The sequence below is a fragment of the Mesorhizobium sp. M5C.F.Cr.IN.023.01.1.1 genome (assembly GCF_003997585.1).
GTDB lineage: Bacteria > Pseudomonadota > Alphaproteobacteria > Rhizobiales > Rhizobiaceae > Mesorhizobium > Mesorhizobium wenxiniae.
Genome location: NZ_RZSU01000025.1, coordinates 36,704 through 61,097 on the forward strand (window position 1 = coordinate 36,704; position 24,394 = coordinate 61,097).

Below are 24,394 nucleotides of genomic sequence, written 5' to 3' on the forward strand. Positions count from 1 at the left end.
GAAGCGTTCTTGTGCACCGGGAGCGTCGTTGACTTCGATTGCCAAGAAAATCCGCAACCGCTAGCCTTCTCATAGCGGGAGAGCGGCAATGTCGGTTGAACGGGTCTTGTGGGAGCACGACGCAACCGGGCTTGCCAGCTTGGTGCGCAAGGGCGAGATCGCGCCGCAGGAGCTCGTCGATGCGGCGATTGCGCGGGCCGAGGCCACCCGCCCGGACATCAACGCCATCGCCGAGCCGCTTTACGAGGCGGCGCGGACGCGGGCGAAAACCATCGACCGCAAGCTGCCGCTGGCCGGTGTGCCCTTTGCACTGAAGGATCTCGGCATTGCCATCAAAGGCGTGCCTACGCATGGCGGCAGCCGCATTCCGGCTTTCGTTGCCGATTTCGATTCTGTGATGACCGAACGCCATCTGGCCGCCGGCCTTGTCCCGATCGCCACCAGCACCTCGCCCGAACATGGGCTGAGGCTGATGACCGAATCCGCCGCTTTCGGCATCACCCGCAATCCGTGGAATACGGCGCATACCAGCGGCGGCTCGTCTGGAGGTGCGGCGGCGCTGGTCGCAGCCGGCGTCGTGCCGGTGGCACATGCTTCGGATGGCGGTGGCTCGATCCGCGTTCCTGCCGCCTGCACCGGGCTGGTCGGGCTGAAAACCTCGCGCGGCCGTGTGCCGCTGTCGCCGCTCGTCACCGAAAGCTGGTACGGTCTGGTCGTCGACCACGCCGTTGCCCGCTCGGTCCGGGATTCGGCCTTGCTGCTCGACCTGACCCATGGACCCGATCCGCTGTCACCGTATGCGGCGCCGCCGCCGAGAGGAACTTTTGCCGCCGCAGCAGTGCGTGACCCCGGCAAGCTGAAACTGGCCGTCTACCGGAAATCGCCGCTCGGCCTGCCGATATCGGCCGAGACGCTGACGGCGCTGGACACCGCTGTGGCATTGGCGCGCGAAGGTGGCCACGCGATCGAGGAGATCGATCTGCCCTATATCGGTCGCGACTTCATCGCCGATTTCGCCAGGACGGTGGCTGCGGCAGTCGCCGGCGCGATGCGCATTGAGGTCTTGCGTGTCGGCCGCTCCGTTTCGGGCGACGTCGAACGCGCCACCCGTCTGATGAGCCGCTTCGGCGAGATCGTCTCGGCCGGCGAGATCTATGCCGGCCTGCAGCGGCTGCATGCCACGTCGCGCCGCCTGATCACCGATACCGCGCCGTACGATGCCGTGCTGATGCCGGTTATCGCCCATCCGCCGCTCGCCTGCGGGGCCATGGACCCGAAGGGCGCCGACGCGTTCATAGAGGACGTCCTCGACAGGCTGCGCCTCGCCCGTCTGCTGAAATTCAAGCCGCTGTTCGGCCAGTTGATGGACAAAAGCCTGTGGTTCACGCACTGGCCGGCGATCCAGAACGTCAGCGGCCAGCCATCGATCGCGCTGCCTGTCCACGTCACCGATGCCGGCCTGCCGCTCGGCATCCAGGCCGCCGGCCGACCCGGCGATGAGGAGACCTTGTTGTCCTTCGCCGCGCAAATGGAGAAGATTTCCGGATGGCAGGCGCGGCGGGCGCCGCTGCGGATGCCGGCATAAAGCGGGCCGATTTCACCTGATGTGACAGCAAAGCCGTTTGCCCCCTGCTCCAATTCCCGCTAAGACGCCGCCGTTCATGCCAAGCTGGGAACCATGCCGATGACGGACGTCGCCGCCACCGCCGAAATGCAGGCCGCGCTGCTTTCGAGGGCACTGCCCTACATGCAGCGCTACGAAAACAAGACGGTCGTGGTGAAATATGGCGGCCACGCCATGGGCGATATTGCGCTCGGCAAGGCCTTCGCCCGCGACATCGCGCTGCTGAAGCAATCCGGCGTCAACCCGATCGTTGTCCATGGCGGCGGGCCGCAGATCGGCGCCATGCTGAGCAAGATGGGCATCGAATCGAAGTTCGAGGGCGGCCTGCGCGTCACCGACCAGAAGACGGTCGAGATCGTCGAGATGGTGCTGGCCGGCTCGATCAACAAGGAGATCGTGGCGCTGATCAATGCCGAGGGCGAATGGGCGATCGGCCTGTGCGGCAAGGACGGCAACATGGTTTTCGCCGAAAAGGCACGCAAGACCTTGATCGACCCGGACTCCAATATCGAGCGCGTGCTCGATCTCGGCTTTGTCGGCGAGCCAGTCGAGGTCGACCGCACGTTGCTCGACCTTCTGGCGCGCTCCGAAATGATCCCGGTGCTGGCGCCTGTGGCGCCCGGCCGCGACGGCCATACCTACAACATCAATGCCGACACCTTTGCCGGCGCCATCGCCGGCGCCTGCCAGGCGACACGCCTTCTGTTCCTCACCGACGTGCCCGGCGTGCTCGACAAGAACAAGAAGCTGATCGATGAACTGACCGTGGCCGAGGCCAAAGCCTTGATCAAGGACGGCACGGTGTCGGGCGGCATGATCCCCAAGGTCGAGACCTGCATCGAGGCGATCGAGCGCGGCGTCGAAGGCGTCGTCATCCTCAACGGCAAGACGCCGCATTCGGTGCTGCTCGAACTGTTTACCGAACACGGCGCCGGCACGCTGATCGTGCCGTGAGCGCAGGCTGACAGAAATCCAGGGCGGCGCATGCGCCAGGGGCGAACTCATCGCCTGAGGTGCCCAAGCGGCACGTGACCCGGCCCCTTAATGTTCTGCAGCACGAGCTGCGTGTGGACATCGCGCACGCCGTCGAGCCGCATCAGCCGGTGCATGACGAAGGCGTTGAGCTCGTCGACCGACGGCACCATCACATGCAGCAGGAAATCGTACTCGCCGGTCATCGTCCAGCACGACGACACCTCGTCCATGCGCTGCACGGCGGCGATGAAGGTTTCGGGCGAACCATCGCTGTGGGTTACGAGGCGCACCTGAATGAACACTTCGACCATCAGGCCGATGGCGCGGCGGCTGAGCACAGCGGCAAAGCCCTTGATGATGCCGGCGCTCTGAAGAGCCTCGAAGCGGCGCGCGCATGGCGTCGTCGAAAGGCCGATCTCCTGGGCCAGTTCGGACACAGGCTTGCGTCCGTCACGTTGCAAGATATCGAGCATCTTGATCTCAAAATCGTCAAACTGAGGCACTTTCACTCTCCTACAGCTTTGCTGTGGTGGCTTTTACCTCAAATCGCGTATTCGAGCCATCATCAAAGCGGATTTGCCTCACCGGACCCGGCTAAACTTTTATGATTAGTCGTGATTTCCAGGGAGAACAGCCATGACGATAAGCGTTGCCGATTATGCCCGCGAATGCGCGGCGCAAGGCCTTCGCGGCGACTATTCGGTCTGCCGTGCCGACTTCACCGTGGAGCAGAGCTACAATTACACCGCCGACGAGCAGGCGGTGTGGCGTACACTGTGCGACCGCCAGACGAAGCTGACGCAAAAGCTGGCACACCAGTCCTATCTCGACGGCGTCGCCACGCTGGGCCTGCTCGACAGGATTCCGGATTTCGGCGTCGTCAGCGAAAAGCTGCGCAAGCTTACCGGTTGGGAAATCGTCGCCGTGCCCGGCCTCATTCCCGCACCAGCCTTCTTCGTCCACCTCGCCAACAGGCGCTTTCCGGTGACCAATTGGCTGCGGACGAAACAAGAGCTCGACTACATCGTCGAGCCGGACATGTTCCACGACTTCTTTGGCCATGTGCCGGCGCTGACGCAGCCGGTCTTTGCCGATTTCATGCAGATGTATGGCGAGAAGGCCGAGCATCTGATCGCGCTCGGCGGCGACGAGATGATCAGCCGCCTCTACTGGTACACTGTCGAATACGGGCTGATCCAGGAAGCCGGCCAACCGCTGAAAGCTTTCGGCGCCGGGCTGATGTCGTCCTTTGCAGAACTTCAATTCGCGATTGAAAGCAAGGACGCGCACCATGTCCCCTTCGATCTGGAAACGGTGATGCGCACCAGCTACGAAATCGACAAGTTCCAGCGCGCCTATTTCGTGCTGCCGTCCTTCGACGTTTTGCGCGATGCCTTCCAGAACGTCGCGGATATGGCAACGATCATCGGACGCCACAAGGGCAAGCCGGCGCTCGACCCGGCGAAACTTTAGACGCTGGCCGGCCCGGCTGGGCCGGCCTTTTATACGCCGATGAGCTTGCCGAGGTGGTCGCCAAGCCGGCAGGCCAATGCGACGATTGTCGTCGTCGGGTTGCATTCGCCGGACGTGCAGAACACGGAGGAACCGCCGACATAGAGATTGTCCATGCCGTGCACCTTCGAGTTGGCGTCCACCACGCTCTTGGTCACATCCGTGCCCATACGCGTGCCGCCCATATGGTGGTGACCGGCCAGTTCCTCATTGGTCGGATAGTCCCCGCCACTGGCGACCCAGTCGGCGATGCGCACCCGGCCGAGATTCTTCCGGACGAGCGTCTTGCCGAACAGCCTCAGGCCCTCGAGCAGCGTGCGGCGCTCCAGCTCCGACTTTTTCCAGTGCAGCTCGATGCGCGGCACGCCGGCATGGTCGACATCGGTCTTCGACAACCGGATCTGGTTCGAGACCAGCGGCGCCTGTTCCCAGGCGACATAGAGCTGGGCGGCGCAGCGCAAGTTCTGGCTGAGTTGATAGGATACCCATTCCGCCATCTCGGGCACCGTGCAGGCGAGGTCGGCGATGACGCTTTTGATGCCCGGGGTACGGCATCTCGATCAGTCTGATGCCGAAATTCATGATCTCGAGGCGCTCCATGGCCGCCGGCGTGGGCGAGAAGAAAGCCTCGTTGGTGGCGTCGACCTCGAGCTCGCTATAGTCGGCGAGGATGGCATTGCCGCCCTCGAAGGTCGGATGCTCCATCCAGTATCGGCCGAGCGCTGTCGCCTTCGGCACCACGCCGCCGTTCGAGCGCTGGTTCGACCACAGAAGCAGCCGCGAGTTTTCCAAGCCGCCGGTGCAAACGATGAAATAGTCGGCGGCGAAGGACCCGGCATTCTGGCCGTTCGACCACAGTTTGGCGCCGGTCACTCGTCTGCCGTCGCCGGTAAGCTCGGTGGCATAGGTGCTGAGCACCACGGCCACGTTCCTGCTCCTGTCGAGTTCGTCGGCGAATTTTTCACCGAAGCGTACGGCCGGGCTCTTGATCAGCTGCACCCAGCGAATATCGTCCGAGATCGGCATATCCGGCCGGAAGTCGGGAAGTTCCAAGATGTCCTGGACTTCGGGCAGATAGGGCTCGATTTCGGCGCGGCTGATTGGCCAGCCGGTATCCGGCGCCCAGGCCTTGGGCTCGAAGTCCTGGCTGTCGAGCACCCGGCACCAGCCGGCCCAGTGATTGGAACTGCCGCCCATGAAGCGCAACCGGGTGATGTCGAGATCGAAATAGGGGTCGCCGACCGTGACGCCGCGGTAGAAATCCTGCGAATCGTCGCTGAACTCGCGGGAGCCGGCCTCCAGCACCACAACCGGAATGCCGGCCGCGCCAAGCTTCCTGGCAATCGTGGTGCCGGCTGGCCCGGAGCCGAGTATGCAGACCTTGGCGGCGAAGTTCGCAGCGCGAAATGCCTCATAGCTGTCGAAGATCAAGTGAGGTCGCTCCTTTTGAGGATCCAACCATTGACCTCGACGATCGCGTCCGGATCGGTATCGGGCAGCTTGCGGAACAGCGACAGGGCCGGCAATGCGATCAGCGCCTGCAGGATCGTGCGGCGCGATATTTTCTTGGTGAAGAAACTCATGGCACGTCTCTCGATGGCTTCGATCCACGCATGGCGTTCCCTGAACATACTCGCCAGGAGAAGCCAATTCCGTGCCAAACCTAGCGGCACACTTTGCTTAAGCCGTGTAAGCGGCCTGGCTGTGTCCAAACAGCGTTAGGATTTCCTTAATGAGCGAGACCGCTCAGGCCGCTTCGGAAATGTCCCTGTCCAGAATGGTCAGATTACGGCCGCGATGCTTGGCCTGGTAAAGGCGATGGTCGGCGGCACGCATCAGATCCGATACGCCGGCATCCTCACCGCAGGTGACACCGCCGATGCTGACGGTGAGGGGTATGACCCGCTCATCGACGGGACGGAAGCGGATCAGTTCGACTTCACGGCGAATGCGTTCGGCGACGCGTTTGGCTTCCTGTTCGGTGGCGCCGACCAGAAACGCACCGAATTCCTCGCCGCCGATGCGACCGATCACGTCGCCGCTGCGCACGCCGCGCTCGATCGCGCTTGCAATAAGGAGCAACGCCTCGTCGCCGGTCAGGTGGCCGTAGCTGTCGTTGATGATCTTGAAGTGGTCGGCATCGATGATCAGCAAAGCACCGCGATCGGATTTACGCCGGGAGGCGTCGAGCGCCGCAAAGAAGCTCTCGCGGTTGAGCATGCCGGTCATGTCGTCGCGGCTCGCTTTTTCCGACAGGCGCCGATGCGCTGCGGCGAGCTGGGCATGAGCGCGGGCGAGGTCGCGATGGGCGCTTTTCAACCTCTCGCCCTGCCAGAACGTGTAGGCGCCGGCGATCCAGGCGAGCGCCAGCGGACAGACCGTGGATGTCAGCCAGATCGTGCGGTTGATCGGAAAGCCAATTGCCGGCACGACGATGAGCGTCAACAAAAGCGAGACCGCGAGGGAGGCGAAAGCGACGGCGGCAGACTTCAGAAATATGCGGCTCATCGCTGGCTCCCCCTGAACCGTTTCTGTGCCAGCAAGCCCTGAATGCCACCTTTCGGCGATGCCTAAAATTTGAATCATCGCGCCATTTCCGCCACTCGCAACGCGCATAAGTTGTGGATAAAGCCTCTGCCAAAAGCATTGTTTCGTGCCATAAGGATTGCATGACCACGCTCCCGGATCCCGCCCGCTTTGCCCATGTCACCGACTGGGTGTTCGACCTCGACAACACGCTCTATCCGCACCATTCGAACCTGTTCTCGCAGATCGACGTAAAGATGACTGCCTATGTCGGAGAACTGCTGACGCTGCCACGCGACGATGCCCGCAAGCTGCAGAAGGAACTCTACCGCGAATACGGCACGACGCTCAACGGTCTGATGGCGCGCCACGGCATCGATCCCGACGACTTTCTCGAGAAGGTTCATGACATCGACTATTCCTGGCTGGTTCCCGATCCCGTTCTTGGCACCGCCATCCGCCAGCTTCCCGGCCGCAAGTTCATCTTCACCAATGGCGACCGCAGGCATGCCGAACGCACCGCGCGCCAACTCGGCATCCTCGACCATTTTGACGACATCTTCGATATCGTCGCTGCCGGGCTGAACCCCAAGCCGGCGCGCCAGACCTACGAGAAATTTGCGGAACTTCACGCCGTCACCGGCCACAATGCGGTGATGTTCGAGGATCTGGCCCGCAACCTGTCCGTGCCGAAATCGCTGGGCATGACCACGGTGCTGGTCGTGCCGCGCAACTTCGAGCCGACCTTCTCGGAGATCTGGGAACGTGACCCGGCCAATGAAGATGATGTGGATTTCGTCACCGACGATCTTGCCGAATTCCTCACCGCGATCGTTGACGTCACTGCTTGAGGCAGTTGCTTCGTGCAAAGCCGGATCGATACCGCAGCCCCGCGGCCTAAAGCGTGTAGAAACGGCTGATAATCCCCCAGGCCTCGTCGGCGGTGTCGACGAAATCGATGATGTCCTGGTCGCCGGGGGTGATTGTGCCTTGCTCCGCGAGGAAATCGAGGTCGATCGCCCTTTTCCAGAACGCCTTGCCGAACAGGATCACCGGCACGCGCTCCATGCGGCCGGTCTGGATCAGAGTCAGCGTCTCGAAGAATTCGTCCATCGTGCCGAAGCCGCCCGGAAACACCGCGACAGCCTTGGCACGCATGACGAAATGCATCTTGCGGACAGCGAAATAGTGGAAGTTGAAACAGAGCTCCGGCGTCACATAAGCATTCGGCGCCTGCTCGTGCGGCAACACGATGTTGAGGCCGATCGACGGTGCGCCAACATCGTCGGCGCCGCGGTTGCCGGCTTCCATGACGCCGGGTCCGCCGCCTGTCACCACGACGAATTCGCGATAATAAGAGGTGGCCGACTGCTGCGAGCAGAGGCGGGCGAATTTTCGCGCTTCCTCGTAATATTTACTGTTTTTCTCGAGGTTCTTCTTCTGCGTCTCGTTTTTGGCCGCCCAGGCTTCGCCGTCCGGCTCCGGGATGCGCGCCCCGCCGAACAGGATGACGGTCGAGCGGATGCCGCGCTCGGCCAGGATCATCTCCGGCTTCAACAGTTCGAGCTGCAGCCTGACTGCGCGCAATTCGCGCCGCGTCATGAAGTCGGGATCGTTCCAGGCCAGCCGGTAGGTCTCGGCACGCGTCTGCGGCGTGTCCGGCACGCTTTTCGACCGCTCCAGATCCTCGTCCGAATGCGGCAGCGGCGTCCACCCCGCCTTTTCCATAGGAGTCATATTACCTGCCCGTCCAATTATTCACTTGCGCCGTCCCGTGACGCAGCCGCGATTGACCCTCACCAAGCCTTCACATAGGGTCCGGCGACTTTCAAAACAGGTTAAGGTGCGGCCCCTTAACAGCTTGGTAATGGAGCGAATTCATGTCGAAGCCCGATCTGGCGAGCCTCGAGCACACTATCGAAACCGCCTTCGAGGAACGCGAGACGATTTCGACGGCAACCCGCGGGGCGACGCGCGACGCCATCCAGTCAGCGCTGGACCTGCTCGACCGGGGTATCGCCCGCGTTGCCGAGCGCCAGGCCGACGGCAAATGGCATGTCAACCAGTGGCTGAAGAAAGCGGTGCTGATGTCGTTCCGGCTCAACCCGATGGAGATCATCAAGGGTGGTCCGGGCCAGGCCGTGTGGTGGGACAAGGTGCCGTCGAAATTCGACGGCTGGAGTGCCATCGATTTCGAGAAGGCAGGTTTCCGCGCCGTGCCGTCGTCGGTCGTGCGGCGCTCCGCCTTTGTCGCGCCAGGTGCCGTGCTGATGCCGTCCTTCGTCAATGTCGGCGCCTATGTCGACAGCGGCACCATGGTCGACACATGGGCCTCGGTCGGCTCCTGCGCCCAGATCGGCAAGAATGTGCATCTGTCGGGCGGCGTCGGCATCGGCGGCGTGCTGGAGCCGATGCAGGCCGGCCCCACCGTCATCGAGGACAATTGCTTCATCGGCGCACGCTCCGAGGTGGTCGAAGGCTGCATTGTGCGCGAGGGCTCGGTGCTCGGCATGGGCGTCTTCATCGGCCAGTCGACGAAGATCGTCGACCGCGCCACCGGCGAGGTCTTCTACGGTGAAGTGCCGGCCAATTCCGTCGTCGTCGCCGGCTCGATGCCCGGCAAGCCGTTGCCCAATGGCGAGCCCGGTCCGAGCCTTTACTGCGCCGTCATCGTCAAGCGGGTCGATGCCAAGACCCGTTCCAAAACCTCGATCAATGAACTGCTTCGCGATTGATCCTTCGCAAAAAACGGACGCACCCGCTTGCTCGACAGACCTCGATTTCTATGGCTTTTCTTCAGCCTTTCCGGGCGAGTGAACCCCAGTGCCTATGTTTTGGCGGGTCTTTTGCCGCTCCTGGTTCAGCTTTTTCTGCTCTACCAGTTCTCGCGAACGCCGTTAGGCACCGCCGCAAGTCAGTACTGGGCGCTCGCCTGGTGGATCGCTGTGGTTGTCTCGACATGGTCGACCTTCGCGCTAACGGCGAAGCGGTTCCACGATTTCGGCAAGCCTACCTACTACGCATTGATCTCTCTCATCGTCGGCGCCATTCTCCTTATAATTTTGGCGTTTTTCAAAAGTGATCCCGGACCCAACCGCTACGGCAAACGCACCAATGCGCCGGCCGAATCCTGAGCGCCGATCGGGTATCTAGCCATGCGCTACCGTACGCTTGATTCGAAACTGATCATCGAAACCGCCGAACGACTGGAAAAACGCGTCGCCGAGCGGTTTCCCGATGCAGGCTTGCGGGGCGTCGCCATAGAACTTGTGTCGCTGTCGCGTGATCTGGCCAAGGCGGCGAAGGCGCTGGAGGCGCCGATCTGGTGGCTGCGCGGCGTCGTCGTCGCCGCCATTGCCGCCGGTGCGCTGATGTTCCTGTTCGTCGGCACCATCCTGCCGCTCGGCCGTATCTCGGGAACCGACGATGCCGTCCAGTCGGTGCAAGGCATCGAATCGTTGATCAACATGATCATCCTCGCGGTGCTCGGCTTCCTGGCCTTGATCCGAACCGAGGAGCGCATCAAGCGCAAGCAGGTGTTTCGCAAGCTTCACGGCTTGCGATCGCTGATCCATGTCATCGACATGCATCAGCTGACCAAGGATCCGGCAGCGCTTTCAACCGATTTCAAGCCGACATCGCATTCACCGGCACGCATAACCGACCGTGCCGATCTCGCCCGCTATCTCGACTATTGCTCCGAAATGCTGTCGATTACCGGCAAGATCGCCGCGCTGTTCGCCCAGTCGGTCAACGACAATGTGGTCGTCGATGGTGTCAACGACATCGAGTCCCTGAGTTCCAACCTGTCGCGGAAGATCTGGCAAAAGATCACGCTGATCGACGGTCCCTTGCGGTCGGCTCGTCCAAGTACCTAAGCTAATCTTAATCACCTTGGTCCAGCATGCCCCGTGGAGACTGTGTCGACCGGCACGGAGCACTCGACTGGCACACGACGAACCCCTGGCCAACCCGAAAGCGCGCGGAAAGCGAAGCGCCGGCGCGCGGCTGTTCGCCTGGTTTTCTTCACCGATCAGAGCGGAGCCGGAAGCTGTCCGCGCGCGGCTTCTCGATACCACTTTCGACCGCAAATTCGCTGTCCTGTTCGGCACCATCAGCGTCCTGGTGCTGGCAGTCAGCGCCGCGGTCGTCACCGGCGACCGGTGGCCTTATGCCTGGATCGCGGCCGACCTCATCCTGTTTGCCGTCCGCTTCCTGCTGATGCGGGAATGTGAGCGGGCCCGCAAGCGCGGGGGAACGGGGCCGCAGGCGGGCCTCATGGCCGCCGGGGGGCCATGGTCGGTGATTTTCGGCCTCGGCTGTTATGGCTGCGTCGTCAGCGGGCATATGGCGCTCGCCGTGCTGGCTGCCCTGAATGTCGCAGGCGTCGTCGGCGTGGTGTCGTCCCGCAACGCAGCGACCCCGCGCTACGCCATATTCGTCATGCTGGCCGTGAGCCTGCCTTTCCTGGTTGGCGCGCTGTTTTCTCCGGCGCCCGGAATGTCTATCGTCGGATTTCAAGTGCCGTTCTATGTGGCCGGCGTCATCATCGTGCTGCTTCAAAATCATGCGATCAACGCCCGCATGATCCGCGCCGAACTGGACAATCGCGATCTGGCAATCAAGGACGCGCTGACCGGCCTGCCAAACCGCATCTTCCTTCAGGAGAAACTGCGCGGCATGTGCAGTGAGCTTGCGGCGCCGGCAGCAAATGGCGGCAGGCCGTTTGCCGTCCTCAGCATGGACCTCGACGGCTTCAAACACGTCAATGACCGCTTCGGCCACGCGGTCGGCGACATGCTGCTGCGCAAGGTGGCCGAACGATTGAAACGCGCTTTCCGACCCGGGGATGTGGTCTTTCGCATCGGCGGTGACGAATTCGTAATCCTGCTGCCCGGCACGTCCGAGATCGAAGCCACCTACCTGGCAAAGCGGGCCATTGAGAAGATTTCGGTACCTTTCGACCTTGGCCTGGGCACCGCAATACCCATCGGGTTGAGCATTGGAAGCGCCTTCGCGCCTGCCGACGGCGGCGAGCCTGAAATTCTTCTCACCTGTTCCGATCACGCGCTCTATGAAGCCAAGCGCACCGGCAAGGGCCGTTACTGGGCACATGTGCGGGCCGCGAACTGACGATCACAGCGATCATTGGGGCCTTTTGTCGCCCCCGTCCATCCAACATCCCGCCTAAAGCGCCGCGTATGACGCGATCCATGCGACGCGCTTTAAGTCGTCGTTCTTACGCGTGTCGTTGTCCCCAAACCGCTGTGCACCCACGGGTTAAGCCCGAGGGCATGCTTTTGGGCGGCACTAGGCCTGCGGCTATACGGCATGAAAACCATAATCTTGGCGGGATGGCTGGCCCTTATGTCTGGCCGTGACAGGCCTTGCGCTTTCGACTATCGCTTTTGCCCATGACGTTGCCGACCGATCCCGCTGGAAATCTCGCCGCCCTTATCCGCTGCCCCTCGGTGACGCCGATTGAGGGCGGGGCACTGAGCATGCTGGAAAAAATGCTGAAACCACTCGGCTTTTCCGTCGAGCGCCCGGTTTTTTCGGAGGACGGCACGCCCGATATCGAAAATCTCTATGCGCGGCGATCCGGCAACGGTCCGCACCTGATGTTCGCCGGGCATACCGACGTGGTGCCGGTCGGCGACGAGACCTCATGGACGCATCCGCCTTTCGCCGCCGAGATCGCCAAAGGGGAGATGTTCGGCCGCGGTGCCGTCGACATGAAGGGCGGCATCGCCTGTTTCATCGCCGCGGTGGCGCGCCATCTCGGTTCGAAAGGCGGCCTGAAAGGCTCGGTCTCGCTGCTGATCACCGGCGACGAAGAAGGGCCGGCCATCAACGGCACGACAAAGCTGCTCGAATGGGCGGCCGCCAAGGGCGAGAAATGGGACGCGTCTATCGTCGGCGAGCCGACCAATCCCGGCGCGCTGGGCGACATGATCAAGATCGGCCGGCGCGGCTCTTTGTCCGGCAGCATCATCGTCAACGGCCGCCAGGGCCATGCGGCCTATCCGCAGCTTGCCGACAACCCGGTGCGCGGGCTGATGACGCTGGTCGACGCCTTGCTGCACCCCGTCTTCGACAAGGGCACCAAGGACTTCCAGCCGACCAATCTGGAGGTGACCTCGATCGATGTCGGCAACCCAGCCACCAATGTCATTCCGGCAAAGGCGACCGCCACCTTCAACATCCGCTTCAACGACACATGGACCGCCGAGACCATCCAGGCGGAAATCCACAACCGTCTCGACAAGGCGGCGAAGCGCAAGAAATACCGGGCCGGCAAGACGACGCCGGTCGATTACGAGCTTGTCTGGCGCGACCGGCCGAGCCACGTCTTCCTCACCCGCGACGACCGGCTGATCGAAGCGCTCAGCGGTTCGGTCAAGGCGGTGATCGGCAGGAAGCCGGCGCTTTCCACCTCCGGCGGCACCTCTGACGCGCGCTTCATCAAGGAGTATTGTCCGGTGGTCGAGTTCGGGCTGGTCGGCAAGACCATGCACATGGTCGATGAACGCGTCGCGCTTGCCGACCTCGAGACGCTGACGCAGATCTATCAGCGCTTCATCGAAGACTGGTTCGCGCAAGGCGCATCGTAACCATGCTTTCGGCCGATGAAACCTATGCTTCGCTGACCGGCGCCTGGCGACTGATGCTCGGCAAGGCCGACGGGCTGCGCCAGCTCGACCTTTCGGCCGACGGTTTCTGGAATTCCTTCTTCGCCATCGTTGTCGCGGCACCGGCGCTGATCGTCGGCTGGGTCGGCCTTGCCAATGAGATCGGCGATCCGAATGCATTCGCGGGGCGCTTCAGCATGCTGATCCGGCTGGCGACGGTTGACATCGGCGCCTGGGTGTTGCCGCTCGTCGGCCTTGCCCTGGTCGCGCCGCGCGCCGGCATTGGCGGGCGCTTCGTCCACTATGTCGTCGCCAGCAACTGGGCGTCTGCGATCATCGCCTGGATAATGCTGCCAGCAGCGCTGATCAGGCTTTTCCTGCCGTCCGCCAACGAGTTCGCCGTACTGGCGTCGCTGCTTTTGTTTGCGCTGTCGATGATCCTGACCTGGCGGATGACAAACGCCGCCATCGGCAGGGGCGCAGCTGTCGGCAGCGCTGTCTTCGCCGGCATGTTCGTGGCGTCGCTGGTCGTTCTGTTCGGCCTGGAGGCGCTGCTCGGCATCGCTGCACCGAGCGAGACCGGGACTTGAAGCATCTACAAGGCCCGCTTGCAGAGAAATGCGTGAAACGTCGGGCTGTCATTTATGCGCTGGAGCGCGTGTAACGATCTGGCCTAGGTGACGCTGTCTGATCGGCACATCTAGCGGCGTCATCCGAACGGCTGCGAATAGTCGACGCCGATAAGAAAAAGCCCGTCGGGCGGCGCCACCTGGCCACAGGCGGCACGGTCGCGCGCATCGAGCGCCGCCTTCAGGTCGGCACTTGTCCAGCCGCCTTCGCCGACGCGCTTCAGCGAACCGACCATGGAGCGCACCTGATTGTGCAGGAACGAGCGCGCCGAGGCTCGCACTTCGATCACGTCACCCAAACGACTGACATCCAGTCGGTCGAGCGTGCGCATCGGGCTGTCGGCCTGGCACTGGGTCGAGCGAAACGTGGTGAAATCATGCCGCCCCAGCAGCACCTTTGCCGCCTCGTGCATGGCCTCGGCGTCGAGCCGCTTCGGCACCCACCAGATCTTGCCCTTGTCGAGCGCCGCCGGCGCGCGCCGGTTGACGATGCGGTAGAGATAATGGCGGCCGATCGCCGAGAAACGGGCGTCGAAGCTATCGGGCACGACAGCCGCCTTGAGAATGGCGATGCGCGCCTTGGCCGTTTGCAGGTGGGCATTGACGGCATCGCGCACCTTGTCATCAGGCCATGCCTTGACGAGATCGACATGCGCCACCTGAGCGGTCGCATGGACGCCGGCATCGGTGCGGCCGGCGCTGCGCAGCGAGACCTGTTCGCCGCAGAATTTCTCGATCGCCTGCTCGATCGCCTGCTGCACCGAAGGCTGGTCTGCCTGACGCTGCCAGCCGGCATAGAGGCTGCCGTCATATTCGATGTCGAGGCGAAAACGCGGCATTCCTAAGCAGGATTGAGGTTAGGCGGCGAGCGCGGAGCTAAAGGCCGAAGCGTAGACCAGCCTGCCGGTCTCAGGCGCCTCGCCCCAGGCCAGCGCCTGCAGCGCTTCGCCCTGGTACTCGCTTTCGAACTTTTCGGCGCGCGCATGGCTGTAGCCGAAGCGGCCATAATAGGCAGGATCGCCAAGCACTACCGCCAGCGCCTCGCCGGCTTCCTTCAGGCGGATATGCGCCTCGCGGATCAGCGCGCCGCCGATGCCGGTGCCATGGAATGACGGCTCGACCGCCAGGGGCGCCAGCGCCACCGCGGGAAAGCTCTGGCCGCCGTTCTGCACGAAAAGCCGCGAAAACAGGATATGCCCGACCACCTGTCCATCTTCTTCCGCCACCAGTTCGACGACGGCGTCGCCGCCGCTGACCAGCGCATCGACCAATCCGGCCTCCGCCTGCTGGCCGAATGCGTGTTCCTCGACAAGGCGGATCGCCTCGCGGTCTCGCGGCGTCGCCGCGCGTATCGACATCATGCTCATGAGAACTTCATTCCTTTTTCGAGCTTGGCCCCGCGCAGAAACTCCTGCGCGGCAATGGGCCTTCCGCCCGCACGTTGAACTTCGACCAACCTGATCGCGCCTGACCCGCAGGCGACCGTCAGCCGGTCGTCGAGAATTCCTCCCGGCTCGCCGGCGCCTTGCGAAAGCGTCGAGCGAAGCAGTTTCAGCCGTTCCAGGCGGCCGCCGATTTCGGTCTCGCACCATGCGCCGGGAAAGGGCGACAGGCCGCGAATCTGATTGTGGACTTCGCCAGCAGGCCGCGTCCAGTCCACGCGCGTCTCCGCTTTATCGATTTTTTTGGCGTAGGTCACCCCCACCGTCGCCTGAGTCGTAAATGTCAGGGCGTCCCGTTCCAGCCGTGCCAGCGCTTCCGCCATCAGCGCGGCGCCAATCAGCATCAGCCGATCGTGCAGATCGCCGGCCGTCGTATCGGGTCCGATGGCGCATTTTTCGACCATCGCCACCGGGCCGGTGTCCAGGCCTTCTTCCATCCGCATGACCATCATGCCTGTCTCGGTATCGCCGGCGATGATGGCGCGCTGGATGGGGGCGGCGCCGCGCCAGCGCGGCAACAGCGACGCGTGACCATTGAGGCAGCCGAGCCGCGGCGCCTCGAGAATGGGTTTGGGCAACAGCAATCCATAGGCGACGACCACGGCGACATCGGCCCGCAAGGCGCGGAACGCCTGCTGCTCGACCTCGCTTTTCAGCGACACCGGCGTCCGCACCTCGACGCCCAGTTGCTCCGCCTCGCGCTGAACCGGCGACGGCGTCAGTTCCAGCCCGCGGCGACCGGCGGCGCGCGGCGGCTGCGTGTAGACGGCTTCTATCTCATGTCCGGCTTCCGCGATCGCCCGCAGCGTCGGCACGGAGAATTCGGGCGTACCCATGAAGATGACGCGCAGGGGCATTTTTGAGCCCTATCCCACCAACTTGCCCGGCGCCTTGTTGCCTGCCTTGTCCCTGGCGAGCTTCTTGAACTTCTTCACCACCATGTCGCGCTTCAGCTTCGAAATGTGGTCGATGAACAGAACGCCGTTGAGATGGTCGATCTCATGCTGCAGGCAAGTCGCCATCAGCCCTTCGGCCTCGATCTCCTGCAGCTTGCCGTCGCGATCGAGATATTTGACCCGCACGACGGCGGGACGCTCGACCTCGGCATAGTAATCCGGGATCGACAGGCAACCCTCCTCGTAGACCGAGCGCTGATCGGCGCTCTCGAGGATTTCGGGATTGATGAAGACATGCGGCGCCGGCGTCTCGTCTTCCTTGGCGAGGTCGATCACCAGCATGCGCAGCGGTTCGCCGACCTGGATCGCCGCCAGACCGATGCCCGGCGCATCATACATGGTGTCCAGCATGTCGTCGGCCAGTTTGCGCAAGGCGCCGTCGACACGCTCGACGGGTTTTGAAACCTGGCGCAGGACGGGATCGGGAAGGATGATGAGCGGCTTGATCGACATGGCGTCTCACCTAAGACCTCGCACGAAAAGCGTCAACCGGGGCATTTGCAGCGCCGTTCACGTTTTGATCTGTGCCGTCAGGCCGAATCATCTATGCTGTCCAATATGAACGAGTTGACCACCATCCTGTCCGAACCGATCGCCCGGCTCGGCGCCACGACGATCACGCTCGGCCACGCATTGGCATTCGGCGCGATCCTGATCCTGGGTCTGTTCGTGGCGCTCGTCGCCGCGCTCTGGCGCTCGGCGAAAGCGCGTGCGGTGGCTGCCGCTGAAGCCGCCGACCACGCCCGCGACGCCGAGGCGCGGATGGCCGGCATCTTGGCAAGCCAGGCCGAGATGCAGGGCCGCATGGGCGCCATCGCCGAAGTGTTCGGGGCCCGGCAGGCCGAACTCACACAGTCGATCGGCCAACGTCTCGACGCGATGACCGGCCGTCTCGGCCAGACCATGACCGAGCAGACGAAATCGACGCATGAGAGCCTCGCCAAACTGCAGGAGCGGCTGGCGGTCATCGATACCGCGCAAGGCAATATCCAGTCGCTCGCCAGCCAGGTCGTTCAGCTTCAGGCAATCCTCTCCAACAAACAGACGCGCGGCGCCTTCGGCCAGTCGCGCATGGAGGCGATCGTCGCCGATGGCCTGCCGCACGGCGCCTACGAATTTCAGGCGACCCTGTCGAACGGCAGCCGACCCGATTGCCTGGTGAAGATGCCGAACGGCGCGCCCGCACTTGCCATCGACGCCAAGTTTCCGCTGGAAGCGTGGAACGCCATCCGTGCCGCCGAAGGCGTCGATTTGCAGAAGGTCGCCGCACAAGGGTTTCGGCGTGATATCGAGGTGCATGTCCGCGATATTTCCGAAAAATACCTGATCCAGGGCGAGACGCAGGACACCGCCTTCATGTTCGTGCCGTCGGAATCGGTGTTCGCCGAGATCCACGAGAATTTCGAGGGGATTGTGCACAAGGCGCACCGCGCCCGCGTCGTCATCGTCTCGCCGTCGCTGCTGATGCTGTCGATCCAGGTCATCCAGGCGATTCTCAAGGACGCCCGCATGCGCGAGCAGGCGCATCTGATCCAGGGCGAAGTCATCCGGCTGATGGAGGACGTCTCGCGCCTCGACGAGCGGGTGCGCAAGCTGCAGAGCCATTTCGGCCAGTCGGCGAAGGATATCGACGACATCCTCGTCTCGACGTCGAAGGTGACCAAGCGCGGCCAGAAGATCGAGGCGCTGGAGTTCGGCGCGCAGCCGACGGAGGAAGACGCCGGATCGGCCGGGACGACACATGGGACCGCCGCGAGGGCCGAAGCAGGCGCGCGCGTCGCCGACTCCAAGACCGGCCAGCTGAGGCTAAGGGTGGTCGAAGGCGACGACTGAGAAGCTATTGCTCCTCGATGATCGTCGTGCCTTCGAACTCCGGCAGCCAGTGCAGCGCCGAGCGGTGCCAGATCTGTTTTCTCGGGATCAGTTGTTCGCGCTGCCGCGCCGTGCCGACCCTGATGCCGTAGACTTTCGGCCCGTCGCCAACCGAGGTGGCGTAGAGATGCGAACCGCACTCGCCGCAAAAGGCCTGGGCGCGCCTGGCGCCGCTCGGTGCGGTCTTGATGTAGATCTTCGGCGTGCCCTTGGTGATCCGGTAGTGGTCCTCCGGCGCCGGCACGGTCACGCGGAAGGCCGTGCCCGTCAGTTGCTGGCAATCGGTGCAGTGGCAGATACTGGTCTTTTCCGGATCGACTTCCGCCTCGTAAGTGATGGCGCCGCAATGGCACCCGCCGTCGATCTTCATCTTCATTCCTCCCAAAATCCGTTCGGCAACAACCGCTCAAGGTTTTTCATCGAGCCACGACTGACGCTAGTACCGTGCCGGGAATAAGCTATAGTTCAGATGCTAATTACTGCCGGGCGCTTGCACAATGGCTGGACTGGGTGAACAGATTGCGCGTCAGCAGCGCACCATGGGACCTCTCCTGGTGGCGGCAGTGGTCATCGGCCTTATAGGTCTGCCCGTCGCAGCCTGGCTCGATCTCCGAGACCTATCGGAACGGATGCTGCGCACGCAAGCCAGCGAAATCAGCCGGATCATCGACGAAATGCGCGGATTCTACGGCAGCGAAGTCGTGGGACGCGTGCTGAAAGCAGACGACGCCGTGACCGCGACGCACAACTACCGGGACGTGCCAGGCGCGATCCCTATTCCAGCAACCCTCTCAATCGAACTCGGCAAGCGCATCAGCGCTCACGACGGGTCCGTCAAATATCGGTTCGTCTCGGATCTACCTTTCAAAGGTCGCGACCCCCACCAGCTCGATATATTCGAGCGGAATGCAATCTTTGCTTTGCGCGCCAACCCGAGGGAGCCGATCATCGAAGTCTCGGGTTCGCTGTTTGACCGGCACGTCCGCGCCGCGGCCCCGGTTGTAATGGGACAAGTCTGCGTGACCTGCCATAACTCACACCCGGACAGCCCCAAGACGGACTGGAAGGTAGGGGATGTCCGAGGGATCCAGGAGATATCAGTCAATCAGCCCATCGCTGCGAACGTCCTCGCTTTCAAATATCTGCTCCTATATTTCGGTTTCGCGGCGGCGGCGGGCCTGACGTTCATTCTCCTGCAGCGTCGGCAGTCCGTCTTGGTTCAGGGCATCAATAAGGAGCTTTCCGAGGCAAACGACTTCCTAGCCGCGATTTCATTGAAGATCGCCAAATACCTCTCGCCTCAAATTTACAAAAGCATCTTCAGCGGCCAGAAGGACGTCACCATCGCGACCGAGCGCAAGAAGCTCACGATCTTTTTTTCCGACGTCAAGGATTTCACCGCGATCGTGGAACGGCTCCAGCCCGAGGACCTGACGGTTCTCCTCAACGAGTATTTCACCGAGATGTCGACGATCGCGCTCAGACACGGCGCCACCGTCGACAAGTTCATCGGCGACGCGCTTCTTGTGTTCTTCGGAGACCCCGAGACGCAAGGCGTCGAGGAAGACGCGAGAGCCTGCTTGCGCATGGCTGTCGACATGCAGCGTCGGCTGGAGCAGTTGAACAGGGTGTGGCGTGACCGCGGAGTCGAACGGCCCTTCCAAGCTCGCATGGGCATCAACACGGGCTATTGCAATGTTGGAAACTTCGGTTCCGATGATCGGATGGACTACACGATCATCGGAGCCGAAGCGAACTTGGCGGCCCGTCTGCAGTCGATTGCCAAGCCCGGCGGCATCTGCCTCAGCTATGAGACTTACGCGCTCGTCCGCGACCTTGTCCGGGCGCGCCCGTTAGCACCGATTGCCATGAAGGGGATCAGCCGGGAGGTTGTCCCCTACGAAGTCGAGGGCCTCCTGGGTGAACTGGCCCAGCGCCCTCAGGTCATCAGCGAGCACGCGACTGGCCTCGACTTGTTCCTCGATGTTGAGGCAATCGACGAGAACGGGGTCGAGCGGGCGAAGAAACGACTTTCGGAGGCGCTCCTGGCCTTAACCATCCGAAGCAAGCCCGCCGCTTTTTAGGTTCTTGAACGTCTGACCGCATTTGAGACTTCAACGAAGTGATCTCCATGCCGTGTGGATCTACAGAGCACATTGGCAAGCGCCACTAGACCGGCCGTTCGAGAACGGACGCGCGGGACTAGTGCATGGACCAGCGCGGTTTACGAGCGAATTAGAAATCGGTTGACGTCAGCCGGCTGGCGCCAGCGCCAGATTATGCCTCTTGCGGTTGGGCGTTTCTCTTGGTTCATTTCGCTTGCCACAATCGGAGGAAACGAATCATGGCTAAAGGTGCGATGAAGGCGGGCAAAGAAGCCCGCAAGCCGAAAAAGGACGCGAAGAAACCCGCCGCTGCCCCGACCCTGAAAGCGCCGCCCGTCAAAGCGACCAAACTCAAGGACAGGTAACTCTCGGCGTTTCGACGCGAGGTCATGACCGGCGGCATTTCAGGACCAATCGACATTCAGCGATTGGTCCTGAAATGCCGCCGGCGTTGCTGTTGATTGGGCACCCGAAATTTTTAAATCAATGCAGTGAGACGGCTTCGCGCTTTCCCCGAAATCGGCCGGGACGACCCGCAATCCAATGGAGCGAGCCGATGTCATGGATTCTTCTCTTCTTCGCTGGCCTGTTCGAGATCGGCTGGGCGATCGGCCTCAAATACACTGATGGCTTTTCGAGGCCGCTGCCGACGGTCCTGACGATAGTCTCGATGGTCGTCAGTCTCGCCTTGCTCGGACTGGCACTGAAGACGCTGCCGGTCGGCACGGCTTATGCGGTGTGGACCGGCATCGGCACCGTCGGCACGGCGCTGCTTGGCATCTGGCTGCTCGGCGAGCCTGCGACCGCGATCAGGCTGGCCTGCATCGCACTCGTCGTCTGCGGCATCATGGGATTGAAACTCGCGGCCTAAAGCGCGTCGCGTCTGAAGAGATTCATGCGGCGCGCTTTAGTTCTTGTTTTTATGCATGTCGTCCCAAAACCGCTGCGCACTTTTGGGCGACATGCATAGGTTTTGCTGCAAGGCCGCAGCACAAACGCCTTCAGGGCCGCTGCAAGGCGGCCCTGAATTTGATTCGTGAATCGCGCTTTAGGAGCGCTAGCGAGCGGAAAAGCCCGGAGGCGTCCTGCCGGTGCGCTGCTTGCGCGCCGCATAGCGCGCGTCGCGCTTGGCCTTGCGCTCGGCCTCGTCGGCAAGCAAACGAGCGATGCGCTCGTTCTCTTCGGCTTCCCGGATCTTCGCTTCCGCCTGCGCCGCTTCTTCCGCGGCAATACGCGCTGCTTCGGCAGCAGCTTCGCGCTCGGCCTTTTCGGCCGCTTCGCGCGCCAGCTTTTCCTGCTTCAGCCTGGCCTTTTCGGCCTCGCGTATCGCACGAGCTTCGAGGATTGCCTTGCGTTCGGCCTGTCGTGCCAGCACCGCTGGATGGTCTGCTGCCGGCCTTGCCTTGAAGCGCTCGAGAAGCGCCTTCTTTGCTTCGTTTGCGGCATTGCGCCGCTCGAAAACGTCTTTTTCCCTATAGATAGCCAAGTCCACTTCCCTGGAGTCAATTTGCGAGGCTTACATACGCGTGAAAACCCAGAGTTCAAGCGCCAAAACGGTATGCCAGCCATGAAATTCTGAGCTGTTGCAGTCGGGAGACGCCTCTTCGGCTGAATTCGGCTGAAACGGACATGCACTGTTCACCATCCGCCCCTCTGGTGGCGCGGCGGACTGGTCGCTACCTGTAGCGCGAAGAACAAAACACTGGGATGGCACATGATGGAACTCGGTCTCTATACCTTCGCCGACGTCAGCCCGGAACCGGGCCCTGGTGCCATCGGTGCGCATGAGCGGCTGCGCAACCTGATCGAGGAGATCGAGTTGGCCGACCAGGTCGGCCTCGACGTGTTTGGGCTGGGCGAGCATCACCGTCCCGATTATGCGGCTTCAGCGCCGGTCGTAGCCCTGGCCGCGGCGGCCGAACGCACCCGGCGCATAAAGCTGACCAGCGCGGTCACCGTGCTATCCTCCGACGATCCGGTTCGCGTCTTCGAGCAGTTTGCGACGCTCGACCTTCTATCCGGCGGCCGGGCCGAGATCATGGCCGGGCGCGGCTCGTTCATCGAATCCTTTCCGCTGTTCGGCTACAATCTCGAAGACTACGACGAGCTCTTTGCCGAAAAGCTCGACCTGCTGCTTGCCGTCCGCGATCATGTCAAGGTGACCTGGTCGGGCAGGCTGCGCGGTCCGATCAACGATCGCGGCGTCTACCCCCGCCCGTTCCAAGACAGATTGCCGATCTGGATCGCGATCGGCGGCACGCCGCAATCCGCCGCGCGGGCCGGCGCGCTCGGCCTGCCGCTGGCGCTGGCCATCATCGGCGGCGCGCCGGCGCGGTTCGCGCCGCTGTTCGATATTTACAGGGAAACGGCCAAACGGGCCGGCAGCGATCCGGCTGATCTCGCCACCAGCCTCAACGTCCACGGCTTCATCGCCGAGACCACCGATCAGGCGGCTGACGATTTTTATGGGCCGCAGGCTGAGGTGATGAACCGCATCGGCCGCGAGCGTGGCTGGGGTCCGACGTCGAGGGCACATTTCGACCAGTCGCGCGGCCCGGACGGCGCGCTGTTTGTCGGCAATCCCGAACAGGTGGCCGAGAAGATCGTTGCCCAGCACAGGATATTCGGCAACGATCGCTTCCTGCTGCAAATGGCGATCGGCACCATGGCGCACGCCAAGATCATGAAGGCGATCGAACTCTACGGCACCAAGGTGGCTCCGATCGTGCGGAAGGAAACGGCGAACGCCAGCCCCGCCGTGGCAGCGCCGGCCGCCTGATTCCCAGTGACCTGATTCACAGCAAGGCCGTTACGGCCTTCCGTCAATGCGTCAACGCCGGCTAACGGAACTTTGAAGCCGCAAAGGCGTTTCCGCCCACGGTCTACGCCAATCGCGGTGTGCCGCCGAGGGCCAGAATGAAAGCCGAACCCGCCGCTTCGGGCGCAGGCGCTGCCGATAGCCCGGATTCGCGCGCCGAGGCGCGTGCGGATACCCATCTGGTGCGCTCGCTGCTCATTGGCATCTTCATCCTTATGGCGATCTTCGCGCTCTACTTCGCCCGTGCCTTCTTCATGCCGGTCATTCTGGCTTTCCTGCTGGCGCTGACGCTGACGCCGATCGTCCGCTTCCTGCGCAAGCACGGCTTGCCCGATGTCATGTCGGCGACATTGCTGGTGCTGCTGTCGTTCTGCATCATCGCTGTCGCAGGGTATCTGCTCAGCGGCCCGGTCATCGACCTCATCAACAACACCTCGTCGATCGGCCAGCAGCTTGCGGAACGTCTGGCGCAACTGCGCCGTCCGTTCGAAAGGATCGTGGATATCTCGCGTCAGATAGAGGGACTAACGCAGACCTCCCAGGAGCCCGGCGTTCAAAGGGTGGCCATGGCGCCATCGGGCATTCTCTCGCAAGCCGCCGGCAATGTGCTGTCGGCCGCCACCAGCGTCACCATTGTCTTCGTCCTGTCGCTGTTCCTGCTCGCCTCCGGCACGATGTTCTATGAGAAGATTGTCCAGTCCTTCCCCAGTCTCAGCGAAAAGAAGCGGGCGCTGCGCGTCGTCTACGACGTTGAACGTGAAATCTCGCACTATCTGCTCACCGTCACGGTCATCAACGCGGGTCTCGGCACGGTTATCGGGCTCGGCCTGTGGGCCCTCGGCCTTCCCAACGCGCAGGTCTGGGGGGCGGCAGCGGCTCTGCTCAATTTCCTGCCCTATATCGGTGCGCTGATTACGATCACGCTGGTTACCGTCATCGCGCTGATCAGCTTCGAGACGATCTCCTATGCGCTGCTGGCGCCAGCCTTCGTCATTTTGTGCGACGTCATCGAAGGCCAGTTCGTGACGCCGACGGTGGTTGGCCGCCGCCTCGAGATCAACGCCGTGGCGATCCTCATCGCCATTGCCTTCTGGTCCTGGCTGTGGGGTTTCGTCGGCGCGCTGATGGCGGTGCCGCTGCTGGTCGTCATCAAGGTGTTCTGCGATCATTTCGACGGCCTCAGCCATGTCGGCAATTTCCTGGCGGCGCAGCATACGGCGATTGAGGACGAGCAGATTTCAGAGACCGAGAAGGCGTCGGGCGTATGATCAAAGAAGTGGCATAAGTTCCGGAGGGGTCCCTC

Annotated in this window: 26 protein-coding genes and 1 pseudogene; 16 read left to right on the top strand and 11 right to left on the bottom strand. The window is 62.6% G+C overall.

What is annotated here, in order from left to right; genetic code table 11:
- The first annotated feature begins 88 nt into the window (after positions 1 to 88).
- Both EOA78_RS12955 and argB read left to right on the top strand, forming a co-directional pair.
- Positions 89 to 1,585, top strand: a complete 1,497-nt coding sequence (locus tag EOA78_RS12955) for an amidase (protein ID WP_127315461.1) — start codon at positions 89 to 91, stop codon at positions 1,583 to 1,585.
- Positions 1,586 to 1,684: 99 nt separating this feature from the next.
- Positions 1,685 to 2,578 carry an acetylglutamate kinase gene (gene argB, locus EOA78_RS12960; RefSeq protein WP_127315462.1) on the top strand — a complete coding sequence of 298 codons (894 nt, stop codon included), beginning with the start codon at positions 1,685 to 1,687 and terminating at the stop codon, positions 2,576 to 2,578.
- Between the two features lie 47 nt (positions 2,579 to 2,625).
- On the opposite strand, the gene EOA78_RS12965 is transcribed toward argB, so the two are convergent.
- The gene (locus EOA78_RS12965) at positions 2,626 to 3,102 is read right to left on the bottom strand and encodes an Lrp/AsnC family transcriptional regulator (RefSeq protein ID WP_127315463.1); all 477 of its coding nucleotides are present in this window, start codon (positions 3,100 to 3,102) and stop codon (positions 2,626 to 2,628) included.
- 133 nt (positions 3,103 to 3,235) lie between these two features.
- Here EOA78_RS12965 and phhA point away from each other — a divergent pair, with 133 nt between their 5' ends.
- The gene (gene phhA / locus EOA78_RS12970) at positions 3,236 to 4,072 is read left to right on the top strand and encodes a phenylalanine 4-monooxygenase (protein WP_127315464.1); all 837 of its coding nucleotides are present in this window, start codon (positions 3,236 to 3,238) and stop codon (positions 4,070 to 4,072) included.
- 29 nt (positions 4,073 to 4,101) lie between these two features.
- Here the strand turns inward: phhA and EOA78_RS12975 are convergent.
- The 3 genes and pseudogenes from EOA78_RS12975 to EOA78_RS12985 all read right to left on the bottom strand — a co-directional run bounded on the left by EOA78_RS12975 (position 4,102) and on the right by EOA78_RS12985 (position 6,619).
- Positions 4,102 to 5,542 (bottom strand): annotated as a pseudogene (locus EOA78_RS12975) (GMC family oxidoreductase).
- Positions 5,539 to 5,694: a hypothetical protein gene (locus EOA78_RS12980; RefSeq protein ID WP_127315465.1), complete on the bottom strand. Its 156-nt coding sequence runs from the start codon at positions 5,692 to 5,694 to the stop codon at positions 5,539 to 5,541. Before EOA78_RS12980 ends, EOA78_RS12975 begins: the two are co-directional and overlap by 4 nt.
- A 163-nt stretch (positions 5,695 to 5,857) precedes the next feature.
- Positions 5,858 to 6,619 (bottom strand): GGDEF domain-containing protein, encoded by a 762-nt coding sequence (locus EOA78_RS12985; RefSeq protein WP_127315466.1) that lies wholly within the window; start codon positions 6,617 to 6,619, stop codon positions 5,858 to 5,860.
- A gap of 161 nt (positions 6,620 to 6,780) precedes the next feature.
- On the opposite strand from EOA78_RS12985, the gene EOA78_RS12990 reads away from it, so the two are divergent.
- Positions 6,781 to 7,488, top strand: a complete 708-nt coding sequence (locus EOA78_RS12990) for a pyrimidine 5'-nucleotidase (protein ID WP_127315467.1) — start codon at positions 6,781 to 6,783, stop codon at positions 7,486 to 7,488.
- Between the two features lie 46 nt (positions 7,489 to 7,534).
- On the opposite strand, the gene EOA78_RS12995 is transcribed toward EOA78_RS12990, so the two are convergent.
- Positions 7,535 to 8,374, bottom strand: a complete 840-nt coding sequence (locus EOA78_RS12995; protein ID WP_127315468.1) for an LOG family protein — start codon at positions 8,372 to 8,374, stop codon at positions 7,535 to 7,537.
- Between the two features lie 143 nt (positions 8,375 to 8,517).
- On the opposite strand from EOA78_RS12995, the gene dapD reads away from it, so the two are divergent.
- The 6 genes from dapD to EOA78_RS13025 all read left to right on the top strand — a co-directional run bounded on the left by dapD (position 8,518) and on the right by EOA78_RS13025 (position 13,859).
- On the top strand, positions 8,518 to 9,372 hold the full coding sequence (dapD, locus tag EOA78_RS13000; protein ID WP_127315469.1) for a 2,3,4,5-tetrahydropyridine-2,6-dicarboxylate N-succinyltransferase: 855 nt from the start codon (positions 8,518 to 8,520) through the stop codon (positions 9,370 to 9,372).
- A gap of 27 nt (positions 9,373 to 9,399) precedes the next feature.
- Entirely contained in the window at positions 9,400 to 9,771 is a 372-nt protein-coding gene (locus tag EOA78_RS13005; RefSeq protein WP_029347278.1) for a DUF805 domain-containing protein, read from the top strand.
- Positions 9,772 to 9,792: 21 nt separating this feature from the next.
- Positions 9,793 to 10,515 (top strand): hypothetical protein, encoded by a 723-nt coding sequence (locus tag EOA78_RS13010; protein ID WP_127315470.1) that lies wholly within the window; start codon positions 9,793 to 9,795, stop codon positions 10,513 to 10,515.
- A gap of 16 nt (positions 10,516 to 10,531) precedes the next feature.
- On the top strand, positions 10,532 to 11,770 hold the full coding sequence (locus EOA78_RS13015) for a GGDEF domain-containing protein (protein WP_127315471.1): 1,239 nt from the start codon (positions 10,532 to 10,534) through the stop codon (positions 11,768 to 11,770).
- A gap of 281 nt (positions 11,771 to 12,051) precedes the next feature.
- Positions 12,052 to 13,251 (top strand): succinyl-diaminopimelate desuccinylase, encoded by a 1,200-nt coding sequence (gene dapE / locus EOA78_RS13020; RefSeq protein ID WP_127315472.1) that lies wholly within the window; start codon positions 12,052 to 12,054, stop codon positions 13,249 to 13,251.
- Positions 13,252 to 13,253: 2 nt separating this feature from the next.
- Positions 13,254 to 13,859 (top strand): transporter, encoded by a 606-nt coding sequence (locus EOA78_RS13025; RefSeq protein WP_127315473.1) that lies wholly within the window; start codon positions 13,254 to 13,256, stop codon positions 13,857 to 13,859.
- A gap of 119 nt (positions 13,860 to 13,978) precedes the next feature.
- Here EOA78_RS13025 and truA read toward each other — a convergent pair whose 3' ends face one another.
- From truA to def, 4 genes are read right to left on the bottom strand one after another with little or no spacing between them, the layout of a single operon-like run.
- Entirely contained in the window at positions 13,979 to 14,737 is a 759-nt protein-coding gene (truA, locus tag EOA78_RS13030; protein ID WP_127315474.1) for a tRNA pseudouridine(38-40) synthase TruA, read from the bottom strand.
- Positions 14,738 to 14,755: 18 nt separating this feature from the next.
- On the bottom strand, positions 14,756 to 15,265 hold the full coding sequence (locus tag EOA78_RS13035) for an N-acetyltransferase (protein WP_127315475.1): 510 nt from the start codon (positions 15,263 to 15,265) through the stop codon (positions 14,756 to 14,758).
- Positions 15,262 to 16,191: a methionyl-tRNA formyltransferase gene (gene fmt / locus EOA78_RS13040; RefSeq protein ID WP_206533437.1), complete on the bottom strand. Its 930-nt coding sequence runs from the start codon at positions 16,189 to 16,191 to the stop codon at positions 15,262 to 15,264. The genes EOA78_RS13035 and fmt overlap by 4 nt, the downstream gene beginning before the upstream one ends.
- Before the next feature lie 15 nt (positions 16,192 to 16,206).
- Complete coding sequence (def, locus tag EOA78_RS13045) at positions 16,207 to 16,749, bottom strand: peptide deformylase (protein ID WP_127315477.1); 543 nt, start codon at positions 16,747 to 16,749, stop codon at positions 16,207 to 16,209.
- A gap of 105 nt (positions 16,750 to 16,854) precedes the next feature.
- Here def and EOA78_RS13050 point away from each other — a divergent pair, with 105 nt between their 5' ends.
- Positions 16,855 to 18,129: a DNA recombination protein RmuC gene (locus tag EOA78_RS13050; protein WP_127315478.1), complete on the top strand. Its 1,275-nt coding sequence runs from the start codon at positions 16,855 to 16,857 to the stop codon at positions 18,127 to 18,129.
- A 4-nt stretch (positions 18,130 to 18,133) separates the two neighbouring features.
- On the opposite strand, the gene EOA78_RS13055 is transcribed toward EOA78_RS13050, so the two are convergent.
- Complete coding sequence (locus EOA78_RS13055) at positions 18,134 to 18,538, bottom strand: GFA family protein (RefSeq protein WP_127315479.1); 405 nt, start codon at positions 18,536 to 18,538, stop codon at positions 18,134 to 18,136.
- 127 nt (positions 18,539 to 18,665) lie between these two features.
- On the opposite strand from EOA78_RS13055, the gene EOA78_RS13060 reads away from it, so the two are divergent.
- The 3 genes from EOA78_RS13060 to sugE all read left to right on the top strand — a co-directional run bounded on the left by EOA78_RS13060 (position 18,666) and on the right by sugE (position 21,144).
- Entirely contained in the window at positions 18,666 to 20,252 is a 1,587-nt protein-coding gene (locus EOA78_RS13060; RefSeq protein WP_127315480.1) for an adenylate/guanylate cyclase domain-containing protein, read from the top strand.
- Positions 20,253 to 20,512: 260 nt separating this feature from the next.
- Complete coding sequence (locus EOA78_RS37720) at positions 20,513 to 20,638, top strand: hypothetical protein (protein WP_082982715.1); 126 nt, start codon at positions 20,513 to 20,515, stop codon at positions 20,636 to 20,638.
- Positions 20,639 to 20,829: 191 nt separating this feature from the next.
- Positions 20,830 to 21,144: a quaternary ammonium compound efflux SMR transporter SugE gene (gene sugE, locus EOA78_RS13070; protein WP_127315481.1), complete on the top strand. Its 315-nt coding sequence runs from the start codon at positions 20,830 to 20,832 to the stop codon at positions 21,142 to 21,144.
- Positions 21,145 to 21,330: 186 nt separating this feature from the next.
- Here the strand turns inward: sugE and EOA78_RS13075 are convergent, their stop codons facing one another.
- A complete protein-coding gene (locus EOA78_RS13075; RefSeq protein WP_127315482.1) occupies positions 21,331 to 21,759 on the bottom strand; it encodes a DUF6481 family protein in 429 nt (142 codons plus the stop codon).
- Between the two features lie 231 nt (positions 21,760 to 21,990).
- On the opposite strand from EOA78_RS13075, the gene EOA78_RS13080 reads away from it, so the two are divergent.
- Both EOA78_RS13080 and EOA78_RS13085 read left to right on the top strand, forming a co-directional pair.
- Positions 21,991 to 23,052 (top strand): LLM class flavin-dependent oxidoreductase, encoded by a 1,062-nt coding sequence (locus EOA78_RS13080; protein ID WP_127315500.1) that lies wholly within the window; start codon positions 21,991 to 21,993, stop codon positions 23,050 to 23,052.
- 137 nt (positions 23,053 to 23,189) lie between these two features.
- On the top strand, positions 23,190 to 24,359 hold the full coding sequence (locus EOA78_RS13085; RefSeq protein WP_127315483.1) for an AI-2E family transporter: 1,170 nt from the start codon (positions 23,190 to 23,192) through the stop codon (positions 24,357 to 24,359).
- The last annotated feature ends 35 nt before the right edge of the window (positions 24,360 to 24,394 follow it).

Bases quoted from the DNA above. Each gene is read 5' to 3' on its own strand.
- EOA78_RS13050 (WP_127315478.1), top strand. From the start codon at position 16,855: ATGAACGAGTTGACCACCATCCTGTCCGAACCGATCGCCCGGCTCGGC.
- EOA78_RS12955 (WP_127315461.1), top strand. From the start codon at position 89: ATGTCGGTTGAACGGGTCTTGTGGGAGCACGACGCAACCGGGCTTGCC.
- phhA (WP_127315464.1), top strand. From the start codon at position 3,236: ATGACGATAAGCGTTGCCGATTATGCCCGCGAATGCGCGGCGCAAGGC.
- EOA78_RS12980 (WP_127315465.1), bottom strand. From the start codon at position 5,694: ATGAGTTTCTTCACCAAGAAAATATCGCGCCGCACGATCCTGCAGGCG.
- EOA78_RS13085 (WP_127315483.1), top strand. From the start codon at position 23,190: ATGAAAGCCGAACCCGCCGCTTCGGGCGCAGGCGCTGCCGATAGCCCG.
- sugE (WP_127315481.1), top strand. From the start codon at position 20,830: ATGTCATGGATTCTTCTCTTCTTCGCTGGCCTGTTCGAGATCGGCTGG.
- dapD (WP_127315469.1), top strand. From the start codon at position 8,518: ATGTCGAAGCCCGATCTGGCGAGCCTCGAGCACACTATCGAAACCGCC.
- EOA78_RS12990 (WP_127315467.1), top strand. From the start codon at position 6,781: ATGACCACGCTCCCGGATCCCGCCCGCTTTGCCCATGTCACCGACTGG.
- EOA78_RS13080 (WP_127315500.1), top strand. From the start codon at position 21,991: ATGGAACTCGGTCTCTATACCTTCGCCGACGTCAGCCCGGAACCGGGC.
- EOA78_RS12995 (WP_127315468.1), bottom strand. From the start codon at position 8,374: ATGACTCCTATGGAAAAGGCGGGGTGGACGCCGCTGCCGCATTCGGAC.
- EOA78_RS13010 (WP_127315470.1), top strand. From the start codon at position 9,793: ATGCGCTACCGTACGCTTGATTCGAAACTGATCATCGAAACCGCCGAA.
- def (WP_127315477.1), bottom strand. From the start codon at position 16,749: ATGTCGATCAAGCCGCTCATCATCCTTCCCGATCCCGTCCTGCGCCAG.
- EOA78_RS13055 (WP_127315479.1), bottom strand. From the start codon at position 18,538: ATGAAGATCGACGGCGGGTGCCATTGCGGCGCCATCACTTACGAGGCG.
- argB (WP_127315462.1), top strand. From the start codon at position 1,685: ATGACGGACGTCGCCGCCACCGCCGAAATGCAGGCCGCGCTGCTTTCG.
- truA (WP_127315474.1), bottom strand. From the start codon at position 14,737: ATGCCGCGTTTTCGCCTCGACATCGAATATGACGGCAGCCTCTATGCC.
- EOA78_RS13060 (WP_127315480.1), top strand. From the start codon at position 18,666: ATGGCTGGACTGGGTGAACAGATTGCGCGTCAGCAGCGCACCATGGGA.
- EOA78_RS12985 (WP_127315466.1), bottom strand. From the start codon at position 6,619: ATGAGCCGCATATTTCTGAAGTCTGCCGCCGTCGCTTTCGCCTCCCTC.
- EOA78_RS37720 (WP_082982715.1), top strand. From the start codon at position 20,513: ATGGCTAAAGGTGCGATGAAGGCGGGCAAAGAAGCCCGCAAGCCGAAA.
- dapE (WP_127315472.1), top strand. From the start codon at position 12,052: ATGACGTTGCCGACCGATCCCGCTGGAAATCTCGCCGCCCTTATCCGC.
- EOA78_RS13035 (WP_127315475.1), bottom strand. From the start codon at position 15,265: ATGAGCATGATGTCGATACGCGCGGCGACGCCGCGAGACCGCGAGGCG.
- EOA78_RS13025 (WP_127315473.1), top strand. From the start codon at position 13,254: ATGCTTTCGGCCGATGAAACCTATGCTTCGCTGACCGGCGCCTGGCGA.